Raw genomic sequence first — 16668 nt, 5'->3', positions numbered from 1 at the left:
TCATGTCAATTATTATATTGTAATGATTCAATGATTGTCGTGCGAGCCTCTAGCCGATCGAGCCGATATCATAGACCGGCGGCAGTTGCTCGAAGGCTTGCCTCACGGTCGTCAGCGCCTTGGCCAGGCTTGCATGGTTCAGGCGTCCGCCCAAACAGATACGAATGCCGCCACCATGGCCCGGTCCGGCAATGAAGGGTTCGGAGGGCGTGACCGCGACGTTCTGGTTGGTCAGCGAGCGGACCAGACCGTCCTCGGTCCAGTGTGATGGGACCTTGAGCCAGGCGCAGAGCGACAGCGGGTGACTGGAGGCGATATGGTCGCCGAGGATTTCCGTTGCGATGGTCTGGCGCGCGCGCGCCTCGTCACGCTGGATTTCCAGCAAGCGCTGCGCCGTGCCGTTCTCGACCCAGCGCGTGGCGATTTCGCCGGTCAGATAGGTGCCGCTCCAGCTTGATACGCGCAGGATCGAGGCGGCGCGAATGGAATAGGCGGGCGGAACGACGAGATAGCCAACGCGCAACCCTGTCAGCACCGCCTTGGTGAAGCTCGTGACGAAGAAACCGAGATCGGGCAACATCTCGGTGATCGAAGGCAGGTCCTCCTCGATCATCGGACGATAGACCTCATCTTCGATGACGAAAACACTATAACGCGCCGCAATTGTAGCAATCTCGCGTCTGCGTGCGGCGCCTGCGACATGGCTTGTCGGATTATTGAGCGTCGGAATGAGCACCAGTGCCCGGACGCCGCCTGCCGCACAGGCGGTTTCCAGCGCATCGGGCAAAATGCCCTCATCGTCCGTGGGTAAGCCCTTCAGGCTGAAGCCGAGGATATTGGAAAGCCCGATGATACCGTGATCGGTGAGATTTTCACACAAGACGACATCGCCGGAGCGGACAATGCAGGTCAAAGCGAGAAAAATACCATGGGCGGCACCGTTGGTAACGAGAATGCGGTCTGCCCCGGCCGTGACGCCGAGCGTGCGCAACCAGATGCGCGCCGTCTCCCGGTGACGATCAAGGCCGGCGATCGGGCGGCAGGGACGCATGAAGCTTGCATTGTCGCCGTCGGCCAGCTCGCGAAGGATCTCGCGCGACGCGGTTTCATGCGCATCGAGATAGACGCCGCGAATAATGGAAAGGTCGAGCACCTCGTTGGCACTATGATCCAGCATCATGCGTCCGGCACGGTCCGTCACGCGTGCCTTGACGAAGGTGCCGCGCCCAATCTCACCGCTCAGATAGCCAAGCCGCTCAGCCTCCTTGTAGGAGAGGCTGACGGTCTGCACAGAAAGGCAGAGTTCCCGCGCCAGATCGCGATGCGTCGGCATGCGATCCATCGGCTTAAGGACGCCGGCATCGATATCGGCGATAATGCGCTCGGTGAGCGCGGCATGCTTCGTCTCACCCTTTTGCTTGGCGAGGTTCGGCCGCCATGCCACCGGCTTTGTTGCCGTGATCGGATCAAGGTTGAGGGGATTGGCCTGACGTCGCATGAAATTGTCTCGTTTTAAGGACGATTATTTCATGACATTATGCACGCTTCATCGCAAAAGATGAAGCCTTATGCATCGTGAACCGTGATTGCTTCAGGAATAATCACGATCGTCGCGATTTTTACTGAGAAACGGGCGTTGCCAGGCGAGGCTTATCTCGCCCGGCAGCTGTGCTTGCCTCAGATCGTCTCGCCAGCCTGGACCAATTCGTCCATGACGGAGCGGACAGAGGATTCGGCGATGGCAACGATCTCGTCGACTTCTTCCTTTGTCGTGACGAGTGGCGGTGCAAAACCCAAGATATCGCCATGCGGCATGGCACGGGCAATGAGGCCCCGACTGCGCGCCGCCTTTGAGATCCGTGCGCCGACAGTGAGGCCGGGTGCAAAACGCACCTTCTTTTCCCGATCCGCAACGAATTCGATGGCGCCCATCAAGCCGACGCCGCGCACTTCGCCGACGATCGGAAGCTGAGCGAACCTGGCCTTCAGCTGCGCCTGGAAATAGGTGCCGACCGTGCGCGCATTCCCTGGCAGATCCTCCTTCTCGACGATGTCGAGAACGGCGTTTGCTGCTGCGGCGCCAATCGGATGGCCGCAATAGGTGTAGCCGTGCGAGAAAGCGCCGACGCGGTCGGCCCCTTCTTCCATCACCTTGTAGACCTTCTCGCCGACGATGGCCCCCGATAGCGGGAAGTAAGCCGAGGTGAGGCCTTTGGCGACGGTGATCAGATCGGGTTCGATACCGTAGTGCTGCGATCCGAACATCGAGCCGGTACGACCGAAACCGGTGATGACTTCGTCGGCGATGAGCAGGATGTCGTATTTCCGGAGGACCTTTTGCACTTCGTCCCAATAGCCCTGCGGCGGCGGGGTGATGCCGCCGGTGCCGAGCACCGGTTCGGCGATGAAGGCACCGATCGTGTCCGGGTCTTCGCGCAGGATCAGGGCTTCAAGCTCGTCAGCGCGGCGCTTGGAAAATTCGACTTCCGTCTCACCTGCTTCCGCGCCCCAATAGTGATGCGGTGCGCCGGTGTGGAGAATGCCGGCACGCGGCAGGTCCATGTGGTCGTGGTAAAAACTCATGCCGGTCATCGAGCCGGAGACGACGCTGCAACCATGATAGCCCCGTTCGCGGGAGATGATCTTCTTCTTGTTCGGCTTGCCGCGCAGGTTGTTGTAGTACCAGACGAGCTTTGCTTGCGTTTCGTTGGCATCGGAACCCGACATGCCGTAGAAAACCTTGCTCATCTTGCCGGGCGCCATTTTCACCAGACGATCGGAGAGGATCGCGAGCTCATCCGTCGTGTGGGCGGCATAGGTATGGTAATAGGCCAGGCGGTAGGCTTGGCGCGAGATTGCCTCGGCGACTTCGGTGCGGCCATAGCCGACATTGACGCAGTAGAGACCGGCGAAACCGTCGATCAGCTGCTTGCCGTTCGCATCCTGAATGCGGATGCCCTTTCCGGTTTCAACGATCGTCGGATCACCCAACTTGCCGCTGGCGAAATCCTTGAGCTGCGTGAAGGGATGCAGGACCGAGTTGCGGTCCATCTCGGCGATCTGGTTGGGATTGATGGTCATAACAACGGATCCTTTCATGCAGCGAGGTTGCCGAAGCAGACATATTTTGCTTCGAGATATTCCAGGAGGCCGTGGCGCGAGCCTTCGCGACCAAGGCCGGATTGCTTCCAGCCACCGAAGGGTATCGGGGCCCCGGTGAATTTCGGCGTATTGACGGCGATCATGCCGTATTCAAGCCGATCGGTGAGGCGCATCGCTCGGCCGAGATCGTTGGTGTAGACGTAGGCTGCCAGTCCCATCTCGGTGGCATTGGCACGGGCGAGCACGTCCTGCTCGTTATCGAACGGCAGTATTGCAGCGACCGGGCCGAAGGTTTCTTCGCGCGCAATCAGCATGTCGTCGGTGACATCTGCAAGCACGGTCGGCGTGACGAAATTGCCGCCGAGCGGGCTGTCCTGCCCGCCGCAGACGAGACGTGCACMGGCAGAAAGCGCCTGCGCAATCTGCTGGCGGCATTTTTCCGCGACCGAAGGGCGCGTCATCGGCCCGATATCGGTGCCGGGTTCAAGACCATGGCCGACCTTCAGCTCTTGGGTCGCCTTGGCGAAGGCATCCACGAACCGATCGTAGTGGCCGCGCTGGACGTAAATCCTGTTGGCGGCAAGGCAATCCTGGCCCGACGTGGCGAATTTTGCGCCGACACAGCCCTTTACGGCTTTGGAGAGCTCGGTGTCGTCGAACAGGATGAAAGGTGCATGGCCGCCAAGTTCCAGCGAGGCCTTCTTCACGGTCGCCGCCGATTGTGTAAGCAGGATGCGTCCTACTTCTGTCGAGCCGGTGAAGGAAAAGGCCCGCACGTCCGTGTGCTCCAGCAGACGGCGCGCAAGCGGCGCGGCTTCGCCTGTGAGCACCTGGAAGACACCTGCGGGCATCCCGGCCTCCTGCGCAAGCTTTGCCAAGGCAAGTGCTGAAAGCGGTGTTTCCGGGGCAGGCTTGACGATCATGGTGCAGCCGGCCGCCAGTGCAGCACCCGCCTTGCGGGTAATCATGGCGGAGGGAAAGTTCCACGGCGTGATCGCGACAGTGACGCCAAGCGGAAGCATCTGTACCGAAAGGCGGCTGCCAGGCAGGTGGCTCGGAAGAGTTTCGCCATAGGCGCGCTCGCCTTCGCCGGCAAACCATTCAAGGAAACTCGCGGCGTAGGAAATCTCGCCGAGCGACTCTGCCAGCGGCTTGCCCTGTTCGGCCGTCATGATGACGGCGAGATCCTCGGCGTTATCGCGCATCAGCCTGCCCCACGCGCGCAGGACCTGACCGCGTTCGACGGGGAGCTTGTCACGCCAGTCGAGAAAGGCATTTCTTGCGGCTTCGACGGCTGCATCGGCATCTTCGAGCGAGCAGGCCGCGACATCTGCGATCTGCTCACCGGTTGCCGGATCGATGACGCTCAGGATCTCTCTGCGCACGACCCATGTGCCGTTCAGAAAGGCCCGGCCCTCGATCAGATCGGGTCGGTTCAGGTTTTTCAGCGCAGTGCTGGCGATGCCTTTCATGCGGAGCTCCAAGTGGGGTTTACAGAGAGACTAACCGCGCGCCATGATCGGATGGCTGCATTGATTTCATCCTTCATGCAGGAATTATGCTCAAACTGGACATTGACCGCAGGATTTCTGCATGACTACTCTCGACAGAGCCGACAGAGCGCTGCTCGCCGCCGTTCAGAAAAACAATCGCCTGACCTCGGAAGAGTTGGCGCAGATCGTCAATCTCTCGCCGACTGCCTGTCAGCGACGGCTGAAGCGGTTGCGTGAAGAAGGGGTGATCGAGGCAGACGTATCGATCGTCTCGCCCAAGGCTGCGGGGCGCGGTGTCACCATGATCGTTCTTGTCTCGCTGGAGCGTGAACGGGCCGATATCGTCGATCGATTCAAGGCGGCGATCCGCGCCACCAAGGAAGTGATGATCGGCTATTACGTGACGGGTGATGCCGATTTCATCCTGGTGATTACGGCGAAGGACATGGAGGACTACGAAGCCTTTACGCGTCGATTCTTCTATGAGAACCACGATATCAAAGGTTTCAAAACGATGGTTGTGATGGATCGAGTGAAAGCTGGCTTTGCCTTCCCGATAGAGGACTGATGGCACCGAGAGGTTTTCCAAAGTCCGCGTTGTTTCCGTTTTCTGGCCGATCGACGCGCATTTGGCTTTCGCGCAAAGGTATGTGAGACGTCAAGTTCCAACACTCTTGCAAAAGCTGCCGATATCGAGACGGTTACGTCCTCCTTCCCCCGCTGGGCACGCCGACATAAKACCGATCAATCTCAGAATTCCGGCGAGATGCGTTCCTGCGAAGACCCTTTGGCTGGACGCAGACGTCTGAGGTTTCATCGGATCGCTTATTGAACATCCATTCGACAAGAACGCATATGTGAAACCTTCGCATACGGTCTCTTGACAGMTCCTCTCTTGTCGTGGAGTGTAAGTAAAGCGGTTTACTAAAGCGGTTTACAAGCTCGATGGCGCAGGAACGAACCCCAGGGTTGAAGGATGTTGCGAAAGCCGCCGGTGTCTCGGTGACKACGGTGTCGCGCATGCTGAATGGTTCGCTGGATCTTCCAGCCCTCACCAGGCAGCGCATCGAGAATGCCATCGCCTCCCTCAAATATCAGCCGAATCCGCACGCGCGGCGACTGAGCCGCGGTCGCTCCGACACGATTGGCCTCGTCGTTCCCGATATCGCCAATCCGTTCTTCGCGACCATGGTGGCGGCCGTGGAGGAGGAGGCGAATGACCGCGGGCTTGCCGTTTCGCTCTATGCGACGCTCAATCGCACCGGTCGCGAGGTTGCCTATCTCAGGCTCCTTGAGCACAATCATGTCGATGGACTGGTGTTCGTCACCAACCATCCTGACAACGGCGATCTGGCGGCGCTGATCAACCGGACCGGCAAGGTCATTGTCGTCGACGAAGACGTTCCGCTTGCAGCCGTTCCCAAGCTCTTCTGTGACAACTTTCAGGGTGGGCATCTGGCGGGCCGCCATCTGGCTGAGTTTGGCCATCGCGACGTGCTCTATGTCGGCGGCCCCGATGCCATGATCAGCACGCAGCGGCGTTTCAACGGATTGCGTGAAGGGTTACGCGAGCGCTTTGGCGACGACATATCGATAAGTCGCTACAGCGGCGAATATACTGTTGGCTGCGGGCGCGACATGGCGCGCCGGTTTCTGGACGAAGGCATGCCGGCAACGGCCATCTTTGCCAGCTCCGACGAAATCGCAATCGGCATGATCGAGGTCCTGCGGGAGAGGGGGATTTCGATCCCCGAGGATCTCTCGCTCATCGGCTTTGACGACGTCAGCCCGCTGCACCTCTTTGCGCCCCCCTTGACCGCGATCCGGCAGCCGGTGCGCACGATTGGCCGCCGTGCCCTATCTCTTCTTCTCGAAACAAACTGGCAGGAGAGCAAATCGCTCGCCACCGAAGAACTCGTGCCAGTCGAAATCGTCGTGCGGAACTCCGTTGCGCCGCCGTCGACCCATAATAAGCAACGAGAACAAAACCAGAGGATGAGAACATGAAACAGATCAGACGTCGCGCGTTTACAGCCGCGCTTGCCTTCACCGCGCTTGCCGGTGCCACGCTAGGAGCCTCCCTTGCCCAGGCCGCCGGCAAAACCTATGCGCTTGTGCAGATCAATCAGCAGGCGCTTTTCTTCAACCAGATCAATGAAGGTGCCCAGAAGGCGGCTGATGCATCCGGCGACAAGCTGGTCATCTTCAACGCCAACAACGAAGCTGCCGCCCAGAACAGCGCCATCGAAAACTACATCCAGCAGAAGGTCGATGGCCTGATCGTCGTTGCAATCGACGTCAACGGCATCATGCCGGCCGTCAAGCAGGCGTCGGATGCCGGCATCCCCGTCGTTGCCATCGATGCGATCCTGCCGGACGGCCCCCAGAAGTCGCAGATCGGCGTCGACAACGGCAAGGCCGGCGCCGACATGGGCGCCTATTTCCTCGACTACGTGAAGAAGAACATGGACGGCAAAGCTAAGGTTGGCGTCGTCGGCGCGCTCAACTCCTATATCCAGAACGTTCGCCAGAAGGGCTTCGAGGACGCCATCAAGAGCGACGGGATCGAGACGTCAGGGGTTGTCGACGGCCAGAATATCCAGGACAATGCGCTTGCCGCTGCTGAAAACCTCATCACCGGCAATCCTGACATGACGGCGATCTACGCAACGGGCGAGCCGGCTCTCCTTGGCGCGATCGCTGCCGTTCAAAGCCAGGGCAAGCAGGACAGCATCAAGGTCTTCGGCTGGGATCTGACTGCGCAGGCGATCTCCGGTCTTGACGATGGCTATGTCGTTGCCGTGGTCCAGCAGGATCCGGCCGGCGAGGGCAAGGCCGCGGTCGAGGCTCTCGCCAAGCTGAGCGCCGGCCAGAGCGTCGAAAAGAGCATCTCCGTTCCGATCACGATCGTGACGAAGGAAAATGTCGAGCCTTACCGGGCCGTCTTCAAATGATGAGTGACAACCGGCCTGTTTATGCCGGAGCCGGGGAGGCGCAAGCCTCCCCGCATTCCTCCGGCTCGTCTGCGCGAACGCCAGCCGTATCGTTGCGTGGCATCAAGAAGACCTTCGGTTCGCATCAGGCGCTGCGTGGCGTTGACCTCGACCTCTTTCCGGGCGAATGCCTCGGCCTCGTCGGCGACAACGCCGCCGGCAAGTCGACGCTGACCAAGATCATTTCCGGGACCTATCTGCCGGATGACGGAACGATTTCACTGAACGGCGAAGAGGTTCGCCTTTCCGGGCCTGCGGATGCCCGCGACCGCCATATCGAAATGGTCTTCCAGGATCTGAGCCTGTGCGATCACATCGATGTCGTCGGCAACCTGTTTCTTGGGCGTGAGCTGACCAAAGGTCCCTTTCTCGATCGTCAGAAAATGATGAGTGAGGCGCGCAGGATGCTGGATGCGCTGGAGATCCGCATTCCGCGGCTCTCCGCCAAGGTGGAGAAGCTGTCGGGTGGCCAACGCCAGGCAATTGCGATCGCCCGAGCGGCGTCGTTCAACCCCAAGGTCCTGATCATGGACGAGCCGACCTCGGCCCTTGCTGTCGCCGAAGTCGAAGCCGTGCTTTCTCTGATCAATCGGGTCAAGGCAAAGGGCGTGTCTGTCGTCCTCATCACCCATCGCCTTCAGGACCTGTTCCGGGTCTGCGACCGGATCGCCGTCATGTACGAGGGCACGAAGGTCGCCGAGCGCGATATCGCCAAGACCAATCTCGAGGATCTCGTCAAGCTCATCGTCGGGGGAGAAAGACATTGACCGTCTACACCGAACGCGCCAAAGGCTCGCCGATGGCCGACTTCCTGAGTGAAAACGCCCAGGTCCTGTCGATCGCCTTCTTCTTTCTGGCATGCCTCGTCTTCTTTTCGCTGACGACCACCACCTTCATGACGACGGGCAACATCCTGAACATCGTGCGTCAGGCTGCACCGATCCTCGCCGTCGCGATCGCCATGACGCTCGTCATCGTGACCGGCGGCATTGATCTGTCTGTCGGCTCGATGCTGGCGCTGATCAACGCCGTCGCGGCCATTACGCTCGCCACCGGCATTCCTTGGCCGGTCGTCTGCCTCAGCATGCTTGCCCTCGGCGGCATTATCGGCCTTCTGCAGGGCTGGTTCATTGCCTATCAGAATATTCCCGCCTTCATCGTTACCCTTGCCGGGCTTTCCATCCTGCGCGGCGTGGCGCTCTACCTTACGCAGGGCTATTCCATTCCGATCAACAACGAGCCAGGCTTCTTCTACTTGGGACGGGGGGAACTTGCCGGTTTTCCCGTTCCGGCGCTGATCGCAATCCTGGTCGCGATCGTCGGATATGTCATCATGGCCGTTACCAAATACGGTCGGCAGATCGTGGCGGTCGGATCCAACATGGAGGCCGCACGCCGGGTCGGCTTGCCCGCCAAATGGATCGTCGCCTCGGTCTATCTGGTATCAGGGGTCGCTTCGGCGCTGGCGGGCCTGTTGATCGCGGCCCGTCTCGGTTCCGGTTCTTCGAATGCTGCTGTCGGCTTCGAACTGCAGGTGATCGCGGCCGTCGTGCTCGGCGGCACCTCGCTGATGGGCGGACGCGGCACCATGATCGGGACCGTCCTCGGCACGATGACCATTGCCGTCATCGGTAACGGCCTGATCCTCATGCATATCTCGCCCTTCTTCACCCAGATTGTCACCGGCGCAATCATCCTGGTTGCCATCTGGCTGAATACCCGCATCTTCACCGCCAACTTCCGCTTGGCAGGCAGGAGGAAGAGCTGATGCCGCCGAACGAGCTTTCGCCGGGTCACGTGCGCTCCGGCAATGTAATGACGGTCCAGGGGCCGGTTCCGGTGTCGGATATCGGCATCACGCTGATGCACGAGCATATCCTCAATGACTGCCGTTGCTGGTGGCACGCGCCGAAGGAGCCCGAGCGGCAATATCTCGCCGAGGGTTTCGTCTGCATGGAGATCCTCGGCGAACTTAGGCAGGATCCCTTCGTCAACAAGCACAACATTACGCTCGACGATGAGAAGCTTGCTGTCACCGAGCTCAAGGATTTTGCCGGTCTCGGCGGCCAGACAGTCGTCGAGCCGACATGCCAGGGCATCGGTCGCGATCCGCTGGCCCTGCGACGGATCTCCAAGGCGACGGGACTGAATATTGTCATGGGAGCCGGCTTCTATCTCGGCTCTTCGCATCCCCAGAAGGTTGCGGGCATGTCGGTCGGGCAGATCGCCGACGAGATCGTCTCGGAAGCAACTGTTGGCGCTGACGGCACGGATGTCAGGATCGGCCTGATCGGCGAGATCGGCGTGTCCTCGGATTTCACCGCCGAGGAGGAAAAATCGCTGCGCGGTGCCGCACAGGCCCAGGTACGCACCGGTCTGCCCCTGATGGTCCATCTTCCCGGCTGGTTCCGCCTCGGACACAGGGTTCTGGATGTCGTCGCCTCGGAAGGTGGCGATCTCAGGCATACTGTGCTCTGCCACATGAACCCGTCACATGACGATCTCACATATCAGTCGGAACTCGCCGCCCGCGGCGCATTTCTCGAATATGACATGATCGGCATGGATTTCTTCTATGCGGACCAGCAGGTGCAATGCCCGAGCGATGAGGAGGCGGCGCGCGCGATCGTCAAGCTCGTCGAGATGGGACACACCGACCGTCTTCTCCTGTCCCACGACGTCTTCCTGAAAATGATGCTCAAGCATTATGGGGGCAATGGCTACGCCTATATCCTGCGTCACTTCCTGCCGCGCCTGAAGCGCCACGGTCTCGATCACGCAACGCTCGACATCTTCATGCGCGCCAACCCGCGATCGGTCTTTCAGGCAAGTGCCTGAGTACAAACATAAAAAGAAATGGAAACATCATGACAAAGAAGGTTCTTCTCGTCGGCGAAAGCTGGGTCAGTTCGGCCACGCACTACAAAGGTTTCGATCAGTTCGGCAGCGTCACCTTCCATCTGGGCGCCGAGCCGTTGGTCAAGGCGCTCAAAGGCAGTGCGTTCGAACTCACCTACATGCCGGCGCACGAAGCGGTCGAACAATTCCCCTTCGATATGGCAGGGCTCGATGCCTATGACGCGATCATCCTGTCAGATATCGGCGCCAATTCGCTGCTTCTTCCCCCGGCGGTCTGGCTGCATTCGAAGACCGTTCCAAACCGCCTGAAACTGATCAAGGCCTGGGTCGAAAAGGGCGGCGGCCTGTTGATGGTCGGCGGCTATTTTTCTTTCCAGGGCATTGATGGCAAGGCGCGCTGGCGCCGCACCCCGGTCGAGGATGTTCTGCCGGTCACCTGCCTGCCTTACGATGATCGGGTCGAAATCCCGGAGGGGACGACGCCTGTCCTCGTCAAGTCGGGTCACGAGACCGTAGCCGGTCTCCCGGGCGAATGGCCACTGCTTCTCGGCGTCAATGAGGTAGAGGTGCGTGAGCGCGACGATGTTGAGGTCATCGCCCGTTTGCCGGATACGGAGGGCGGTCATCCACTGCTGGTCACCGGCCGCTTCGGCAAGGGCAAGACGGCTGCCTGGACGTCCGATATCGGCCCACACTGGCTTTCGCCCGCCTTCTGCGAATGGGAAGGCTACGGGCGTCTCTGGAAGAACATCCTCGGCTGGCTGACGGAGGCGAAATAGGCGTCAATCGCCGGCAAGGATGCCGGCGAGTTCCGCCTTGCTCGGAAAGGCCGAACGCGTGCCACGGCGGCCGACGGTGATGGCAGCCGCAGCGGTCGCATGATGGATGGCCTTGGCGTCGAGCATGGTGGAGCGGAGCGCGGCCGAGGCAAGTGCTACGGCCATGAAGGTGTCGCCGGCGCCGGTCGTGTCAACGACCTCGACGGCACGGGCCGGAACGGTTGCAAGCACCTGATGTCCGCTTGCAAGGATAGCGCCGCTGCCACCGAGCGTCAGGACGGTCTGTGACACTCCGGCTTCGGCCAGACGACGGATCGCGGCCTCGCCGGACGATCCGGTCAGACTTTCGGCCTCGCCTCTGTTGAGAAAGGCGATGTCGACAAGCGGCCAGAGCTCGGCGAAGTAAGGGCGGAGCGGCGAGGGGTTGAAGGCGGTCTTAAGGCCGCGGCGTCTGGCTTCGGCAAGAATGCCGCGGGTGATGTCTTCGCTGAGATTGCCCTGCAGCACGACGAGGTCGCCGCTGACGGCGTCGCCAAGCGGGGCGAGCGCCTCTGACAGGGTCAAGGCTTCGGCCGATTCCGTCGTGGTGACGATGGCGTTTTCGCCGTCCGGCGTGGTGAAGATGATGGAGAAATCGCTGGTGCGATGCGGGCTGCCCAACAGACGGGCATCCAGCGCCTCGCCGGCAAGCTGGTCACGGATCGTCTGGGCGCGAAAATCCTCGCCGACAGCGGTGACGAGCGTCGTGGGAAGGCCCGTGCGGCCCATCACGACAGCCTGATTGGCGCCCTTGCCGCCAAGGTCGCGGGTCTCCTCCCGACCGAGGATCGAGGCGCCCGCTTCGGGCATGGACATTACGGAAATGGTTTCGTCGATGGCGACGTTACCAATGACATAGGCACGCATGGCTGGCTTTCAGAGAGGAAAGAAAAATGCAGCAGATATCGGATAAGGCCACAAGCGCCATACGGGAAATATTCGGCACTGACAAGGCGTTGATCGGGATGATCCATTGCCCGCCTTTCCCGGGTGCTCCACGCTATCGTAGCGCAGCGATGGAGACGATCTACGACACGTGCATGCGCGACGCAGACGCGCTCGTCAAAGGCGGCATACACGGATTGATCGTCGAAAATCACGGCGATATTCCCTTTTCCAAGCCCGAGGATATCGGCCATGAGACCGCGGCCTTCATGTCGGTCGTGACCGACCGCATCGCGCGCGCCGCTGGCGTGCCGCTGGGCATCAACGTGCTTGCCAATGCGCCGATCCCGGCCTTCGCGATTGCGGCGGCAGGCGGGGCGCGCTTCATCCGCGTCAATCAATGGGCGAACGCTTATGTCGCCAATGAAGGTTTCATGGAAGGTCGGGCGGCTGAGGCCATGCGCTATCGCTCGGCTCTGCGCGCCGAGCATATCAAGGTGTTTGCCGACAGCCATGTGAAACATGGCGCGCACGCCATTACCGCTGATCGCACGATCGACGAACTGACCCGCGACCTCGCATTCTTCGATGCAGACGTGGTGATCGCCACCGGCCAGAGAACGGGCAATAGCGCAACGATGGGAGAGATCGAGGAAATCGGTGCCGCCACCCACCTTCCGCTGCTCGTCGGGTCGGGCGTAACCAGGGATAACATCGTCGACATCCTCAAGCGCACTGACGGCGTCATCGTCGCCTCGTCGCTCAAGGAGGGCGGCGTCTGGTGGAACCCCGTGGACCCGGCCCGCGTGGCAGCCTTCGTCGAAGCCGCAAAACCCGGCCTGGAGGCGTAGCGATCATGGGCGGCCCCCTTTCGCAACAGATGCTCGACGAGAACCGTGACGTTTTCGAAGCCATGGTGAACCATCGTTTCGTCGCGGATATCAAGGCCGACCGCCTTTCGAACGAAGCATTCGAGCGATACCTCGTCTTCGAGGGCGCTTTCGTCGACACGGCGATTGCGATCTTCTCCTATGCCACCGCCAAAGCCGAAACCATCGGCCAGAAGCGGTGGCTGATCGGCGTTCTGGATGCGCTCGCAAACCAGCAGATCGCCTATTTCGAAAAGACCTTTGCGGCACGCGGCATCGACCCTTCACGGCATGATACAGGCCGGCCCGATGTTGCGGCCTTCCGCGACGGCATGCTGGCGATTGCCCGTGACGGTGGTTTTCTCGACACGATTGCTGCCATGTTCGCCGCCGAATGGATGTACTGGACCTGGTCGACGGCGGCGAACTCGACCGCAATCAGCGATCCCTTGCTCAAGGAATGGGTCAAGCTTCACGCAGAACCAGAGTTCGAAGCGCAGGCGCGCTGGCTGAAGGCTGTTCTGGACGACGCGGGCGAAACCATGGATTCTGCCGAACGGAAGCGGTTAAGTGCGATATTCGGACATGCGCAACGTCTTGAGATCGACTTTCACGAAGCAGCCTATTCCTGAAAGGCCGTACGATGACTGCGGATATCGATATCAACGGGGCGCGCCTGCTGGGTCGCCTCGACCAGTTTGCCGAGATCGGCGCGACCGCGCGGGGTGGCGTCAACCGTCAAGCCTTGACCGAACTGGATCGCGAAGCCCGATCCTTGCTGGCCGGGCTGGCCGCTACACGCGGGTTTGCCGTGTTCCAGGATCCCGTCGCCAATCTCTTCATCCGCCGTTCCGGCAGGGACGACCGGGCGCCGCCGCTCTTGATCGGCAGTCATCTCGACAGCCAGCCAGCCGGCGGTCGTTTCGACGGCGCGCTCGGAACGCTCTCGGCCTTCGAGGTTCTCGAAAGCCTCGAGGATGCTGGTATCGAAACGGACAGGGCGATTGAAGTCGTCGCCTGGACCAATGAGGAAGGATGCCGCTTCGCACCCGGCTGCATGGGTTCGTCCGCCTTTTCGGCGGGCGCGATCCCTGCCGCATGGCCTGACCTTGTTGCGACTGACGGTGCCGTGTTCGGCGACGAATTGAGGGAAACGCTCGAGGCTCTTCCACAGGCTGCGATGCGCGATCTTGGCATGCCGGTCCATGCCTATCTCGAGGTGCACATAGAGCAAGGCCCTTCGCTGGAGAAGGACGATATCCCGATCGGTATCGTGACTGGTATTCAAGGAACGCGATGGCTGCAGGTGGACGTATCGGGTCAGACGGCMCATGCCGGCACGACGGCTCTTTCCTACCGCCGAGATCCTCTGCGCGCCATGATCTCGGCGCTGGACACGCTCTATTCCACTGTCATGCCGCAGGACGAAAGCACCCGATTTACCATCGGGCGCATCGAGGTGGAGCCGGGCGCGATCAACGCCATTCCGGCGCTGGCGCGCTGCACTATTGATATCCGTCATCCCGATCCATTGACGATCKACCGGCTTAACGCGACGATCGAGCAATGCTTTCGCGAGCGTGCTGAGGCTCAGCGTTGCGAGGTTTTGTTCAAGCAAAGCTTTGACATGCCACCGGCAACCTTCCCCGAAAAGTTGCTGACGGTACTGGAGCGCGCCGCGGAAGGCACCGGGCTGGCGACGAAAAGGATGGTGTCGGGCGCTTTCCACGACGCTCTGTTCGTCAATCGGATCGCGCCTTCGGCGATGATCTTCGTACCTTGCCGTGACGGCCTCAGCCACAATGAAGCCGAATATACCGCGCCCGGGCATGTCGTTTCAGGCGCGAGATTATTGCTGCAGTCGACGATCGAGCTTGCCAAAGGCTGAGAGAAGAGGATCGCTGGCGCCAATGCCGTCATTAGGGCCTCGCTGCGGGCCTAGAATGATCAAGCGTTCCGCCATGCGAATAGGTCGATCCGAGCGTAGCCAGCGATCAAAAAAGGCCTGTCCCTGGAATGCAGGTCAACCTTTCCTCCTCCGGCTTTCCTCCTCCGGGCGCTCGAGATTTGGCAGCCTTGTCTCTTGTTTCAGCAGAAGCCGTTAAGCTTGAGAATCTTATGGGCGTCGATTGCAGCCCGAAGCTCGTCTTCCGAGTTCCGATCTCCGCTGTTAGCATCAGGATGATGCATCTTTAACTTCTGCTTGTAGCGGCTTCTGATCTCCGCGGGTGTTGCCTCTGGCGGAAGACCAAGTGTTTCGAAAGCTTTGGCTTCCAGCACCTTCAATTTACGTCGTTGAAGATCCGCTTTTACCGCCTGGCGTTCTGCCGCGCTTTTGCGAGCATTCGTCGCCTTTGCCGAACCCGAACGGACTGTGAAGGGGAGTGGCATCTCAGTAGGCTGGTGGATCCTCTGTCCCCAGGTCGGGCGGGCGCCGCTTGCCGCTTCTCTCTGATAGCGGGCGATGACAGGATCGGACAGATTGGTCGCGAAATTGTACCCTTTGCCATATTCCTTCACATGCTCAGAACAGAACAGCAGATACAGTCCCTCCGCATCACGTCCCACCGGAGCGCGATGAAGGCCACCCTTGTCGCACCCGTCCCATTGGCATTTTGGAGCATCTGGGTTTCGGTCTGAAACTAACTTTTTGCGGATCGGCCGCAAGCCAACGAAAATCTTGGAATCTGGACTCATCGCGCCTTATATGGCGATCCGGCCCACGCCGACAAGTGGAGAGAACAAGGTAGGCGGTCAGTTGCCCCCAACCGCTTTTAACTGACTGTGCTCAGTGAACCCAAAACTGTCGATTCTATAAATCAATGGGTAGTCGTGAAGTGAACGCATCCGACATTCAGTCAGGGGCTGAACTTTACCCTCAGGAGCAGTTGATCCTGCCACAAGCATGTCGTCAGGTCTTCGTCCGACAGGTCATGCGACTGATGGCTGGAGCGATCCACACGCCCTGATCTTACCTGGTCGCTATGGTGCGCCAAGTTTGGGAGCAGCGTCGGAGGCGTAGCGAAACGCAATCGGATTGCTGGCGGGACGGGCCGCACTGCCAAGGGATAGATGAACCTGTCGAGGAATTTCACAGGTGAATTTCTTGTGAGGGATCTTTTGTCGGTCGCAACCTTAAGGAGAAAATCCATCAGTGAGGAAGCTAATCGTTGACCAATCGAGCCGACCACACTATAGAGATGTTCATCGATCTTTTGCTTGCCGAACTTTGTCTACCGCGTGAGTGGCACCGCGCTTTAAGCGAACTTCCTTTCAAAAACAGTCGTTGTCGCAGTCTGCGGAGCCTTCGCTTCGCGGTTCCTCACTCTATGCTATGAAAGGGTTCATCAATGACCACTGGCACAGTTAAATGGTTTAATTCCACCAAGGGCTTCGGCTTCATTCAGCCTGATAACGGCGGCGCCGATGCGTTCGTTCACATCTCTGCCGTTGAGCGCGCCGGAATGCGCGAACTCGTCGAGGGCCAGAAGATCGGCTTCGACCTCGAGCGCGACATGAAGTCGGGTAAGATGTCGGCCTGCAATCTGCAGTCCGCTTAATCGATATCTGCTTCCCTTTGACCACGGATGTACTGGCACTGCCGGGAGCACCTATCCAATTAAAGGCCAGGCGTGTCGCCTGGCCTTTT

General features: G+C 60.0%; 16 protein-coding genes. 11 read left to right on the top strand and 5 right to left on the bottom strand.

The window, feature by feature from the left end:
• Positions 1–49 precede the first annotated feature (49 nt).
• The 3 genes from ehuR to AC1DNW_RS18965 all read right to left on the bottom strand — a co-directional run bounded on the left by ehuR (position 50) and on the right by AC1DNW_RS18965 (position 4574).
• Positions 50–1498, bottom strand: coding sequence for a MocR-like ectoine utilization transcription factor EhuR (gene ehuR, locus AC1DNW_RS18975; protein ID WP_115037851.1), 1449 nt, complete (start codon positions 1496–1498; stop codon positions 50–52).
• A gap of 179 nt (positions 1499–1677) precedes the next feature.
• Positions 1678–3081 carry an aminotransferase gene (locus AC1DNW_RS18970; RefSeq protein ID WP_477854039.1) on the bottom strand — a complete coding sequence of 468 codons (1404 nt, stop codon included), beginning with the start codon at positions 3079–3081 and terminating at the stop codon, positions 1678–1680.
• Positions 3082–3095: 14 nt separating this feature from the next.
• On the bottom strand, positions 3096–4574 hold the full coding sequence (locus AC1DNW_RS18965) for an NAD-dependent succinate-semialdehyde dehydrogenase (RefSeq protein WP_477854038.1): 1479 nt from the start codon (positions 4572–4574) through the stop codon (positions 3096–3098).
• Between the two features lie 121 nt (positions 4575–4695).
• Between AC1DNW_RS18965 and AC1DNW_RS18960 the strand changes: the two genes are divergently transcribed.
• From AC1DNW_RS18960 to AC1DNW_RS18930, 7 genes are all read left to right on the top strand, one after another.
• Positions 4696–5163, top strand: a complete 468-nt coding sequence (locus tag AC1DNW_RS18960; protein WP_113301337.1) for an Lrp/AsnC family transcriptional regulator — start codon at positions 4696–4698, stop codon at positions 5161–5163.
• A gap of 377 nt (positions 5164–5540) precedes the next feature.
• Entirely contained in the window at positions 5541–6602 is a 1062-nt protein-coding gene (locus tag AC1DNW_RS18955) for a LacI family DNA-binding transcriptional regulator (protein WP_113308993.1), read from the top strand.
• Positions 6599–7549, top strand: coding sequence for a substrate-binding domain-containing protein (locus AC1DNW_RS18950; protein WP_113301339.1), 951 nt, complete (start codon positions 6599–6601; stop codon positions 7547–7549). The genes AC1DNW_RS18955 and AC1DNW_RS18950 overlap by 4 nt, the downstream gene beginning before the upstream one ends.
• A complete protein-coding gene (locus AC1DNW_RS18945) occupies positions 7546–8355 on the top strand; it encodes a sugar ABC transporter ATP-binding protein (protein ID WP_113510180.1) in 810 nt (269 codons plus the stop codon). The genes AC1DNW_RS18950 and AC1DNW_RS18945 overlap by 4 nt, the downstream gene beginning before the upstream one ends.
• Positions 8352–9356: an ABC transporter permease gene (locus AC1DNW_RS18940; protein ID WP_477854037.1), complete on the top strand. Its 1005-nt coding sequence runs from the start codon at positions 8352–8354 to the stop codon at positions 9354–9356. The genes AC1DNW_RS18945 and AC1DNW_RS18940 overlap by 4 nt, the downstream gene beginning before the upstream one ends.
• On the top strand, positions 9356–10426 hold the full coding sequence (locus tag AC1DNW_RS18935) for a phosphotriesterase family protein (RefSeq protein WP_477854036.1): 1071 nt from the start codon (positions 9356–9358) through the stop codon (positions 10424–10426). The genes AC1DNW_RS18940 and AC1DNW_RS18935 overlap by 1 nt, the downstream gene beginning before the upstream one ends.
• 29 nt (positions 10427–10455) lie before the next feature.
• Positions 10456–11226 carry a glutamine amidotransferase gene (locus AC1DNW_RS18930; RefSeq protein ID WP_477854035.1) on the top strand — a complete coding sequence of 257 codons (771 nt, stop codon included), beginning with the start codon at positions 10456–10458 and terminating at the stop codon, positions 11224–11226.
• A gap of 3 nt (positions 11227–11229) precedes the next feature.
• On the opposite strand, the gene AC1DNW_RS18925 is transcribed toward AC1DNW_RS18930, so the two are convergent.
• On the bottom strand, positions 11230–12132 hold the full coding sequence (locus AC1DNW_RS18925) for a PfkB family carbohydrate kinase (protein ID WP_113308998.1): 903 nt from the start codon (positions 12130–12132) through the stop codon (positions 11230–11232).
• Between the two features lie 26 nt (positions 12133–12158).
• Between AC1DNW_RS18925 and AC1DNW_RS18920 the strand changes: the two genes are divergently transcribed.
• From AC1DNW_RS18920 to AC1DNW_RS18910, 3 genes are read left to right on the top strand one after another with little or no spacing between them, the layout of a single operon-like run.
• Positions 12159–13001, top strand: coding sequence for a BtpA/SgcQ family protein (locus tag AC1DNW_RS18920; RefSeq protein ID WP_477854034.1), 843 nt, complete (start codon positions 12159–12161; stop codon positions 12999–13001).
• 5 nt (positions 13002–13006) lie between these two features.
• Complete coding sequence (locus AC1DNW_RS18915) at positions 13007–13651, top strand: TenA family protein (RefSeq protein WP_115037839.1); 645 nt, start codon at positions 13007–13009, stop codon at positions 13649–13651.
• A gap of 11 nt (positions 13652–13662) precedes the next feature.
• Entirely contained in the window at positions 13663–14907 is a 1245-nt protein-coding gene (locus AC1DNW_RS18910) for a Zn-dependent hydrolase (protein ID WP_477854033.1), read from the top strand.
• Positions 14908–15107: 200 nt separating this feature from the next.
• Here AC1DNW_RS18910 and AC1DNW_RS18905 read toward each other — a convergent pair whose 3' ends face one another.
• Entirely contained in the window at positions 15108–15716 is a 609-nt protein-coding gene (locus AC1DNW_RS18905; RefSeq protein ID WP_477854032.1) for a J domain-containing protein, read from the bottom strand.
• A gap of 653 nt (positions 15717–16369) precedes the next feature.
• Here AC1DNW_RS18905 and AC1DNW_RS18900 point away from each other — a divergent pair.
• A complete protein-coding gene (locus AC1DNW_RS18900; protein WP_112547310.1) occupies positions 16370–16579 on the top strand; it encodes a cold-shock protein in 210 nt (69 codons plus the stop codon).
• The last annotated feature ends 89 nt before the right edge of the window (positions 16580–16668 follow it).

The organism is Rhizobium sp. 05L429, assembly GCF_056397645.1.
This window is presented reverse-complemented; position numbering and strand designations above follow the sequence as displayed.